The organism is Anoxybacteroides rupiense, from assembly GCF_014196195.1.
Classification (GTDB): Bacteria; Bacillota; Bacilli; order Bacillales; family Anoxybacillaceae; genus Anoxybacteroides; species Anoxybacteroides rupiense.
This window is the reverse complement of the sequence record NZ_JACIDF010000026.1, coordinates 1-1,467: the sequence shown is the minus strand read 5'-3', so window position 1 is coordinate 1,467 and position 1,467 is coordinate 1. Positions and strand designations below refer to the sequence as shown.

The window sequence follows — 1,467 nt, the reverse complement described above, 5'->3', positions numbered from 1 at the left end:
GGTATTATGATCCAGAGACGGCGAGGTTTATCTCAAGAGATCCAGATCCGGGAGACAAAGACGATCCGATCACTCAAAATGCGTATACGTATGCGGATGACAATCCGGTGATGCTGGTGGATCCGGATGGGAAGTTTGCTATTTCTATTGATAGAATAAAATATGCATTAAAGTACGGCTTAAAAGGTTGGCTTGCTTCATATTTTGATTGGGCGACTGCGGATAAAATTGTGGCTGGGAGTGTAGCAATTGCTGATAAAATTTATAAAATTGCAACAGAGATAGCAAAAGGGTATAAAGCAGGAAAAGCTATAAATACTGTGTTTAGAGAGGCCCTTAATAAAATACTAATTGGAAGAGGGTATAAAAATCAAATTCTTAACATAGTGAAGAAGCAAGCAAGAAAAATAGGGACAAAAGTTGTTTTACGGAGAATCACTACACTTAGTTTTTGGTGGACCGATCTTGCGTTATTTACTGGTTATACTATTGTAGGTTACAATAAATATCGTAAATAATCAATATTGGATCATTTTGAGGTTGAGGGTTATTATCATTATGAGAAGACTCGTTAAATTGCTCATATGTTACTTCGTAGTTTTATGTATTTTCTTTTGGTTATTTTACAACATGGCTCTAACTTCCCAAAAATTTTATGATATTAGTGTTATAGGAAAAATCACATTATTTTTTAAGATTATAATATTCTTATTAATACTCCGTATCATAGATTTTATAGGAAAAAAAAATTATACAGTTTCTAATATACAAAAAAATATTGTATTTATTGTTGCTTGCCTATTATCCGCTTTAGTAATGGGGTACATTACATTGGAATAACCTTATTAGCCTTCCCAATAATTTGGTGCTCGAAAAGTTTTTTATTTTTATACATCGAGATAACCGAATGAAAGGGAGGGCTTTTTTATACAGGAAACGAAGAAACTATTTGATTATCAGTGGCTATGGATAATGCCGTGTATGAAAATATATTTTTGTTAAGGTGTCCCAATAAATATAATGTTTACCGTAAAATGGATGTTAATAAAAATCCTATGTATGAACAGTTAGAAGAGATAAAAATTCGATAACTAACTCTATGCATTTGCGAGCTACTGTGGTGATGTAGTTCGAATTTTTGATGAAGATGGCCTGACTGTCGCAATTATCCCTATGATCCCTAGGGTAAAGCTTTGTCTGTTTCCGAAGACACAGCTGTTGCTGGACAGCTGCTAGGGTATGCAGGATATTATTATGATAGGGAAACGAAGCTGTACTACTTGCAAGCGCGGTATTACGATCCGGAGACGGCGAGGTTTCTTTCGAGAGATCGAGATCCGGGAGACAAAGACGATCCGATCACTCAAAATGCAATGCGTATACGTATGCGAATGATAATCCGGTGATGCTGGTGGATCCGGATGGGAATCGTGGATTAACCACATTGTATCGGACTGTTGCAGGTGC

2 protein-coding genes are annotated in these 1,467 nt (G+C 35.9%); both read left to right on the top strand.

Annotated elements, in window-relative coordinates:
• On the top strand, positions 1-518 hold a 518-nt coding region (locus GGQ95_RS18125; RefSeq protein WP_280528813.1), incomplete at its 5' end, for an RHS repeat-associated core domain-containing protein.
• 675 nt (positions 519-1,193) lie between these two features.
• Positions 1,194-1,406 (top strand): RHS repeat-associated core domain-containing protein, encoded by a 213-nt coding sequence (locus GGQ95_RS18120; protein ID WP_236546405.1) that lies wholly within the window; start codon positions 1,194-1,196, stop codon positions 1,404-1,406.
• Positions 1,407-1,467 lie beyond the last annotated feature (61 nt).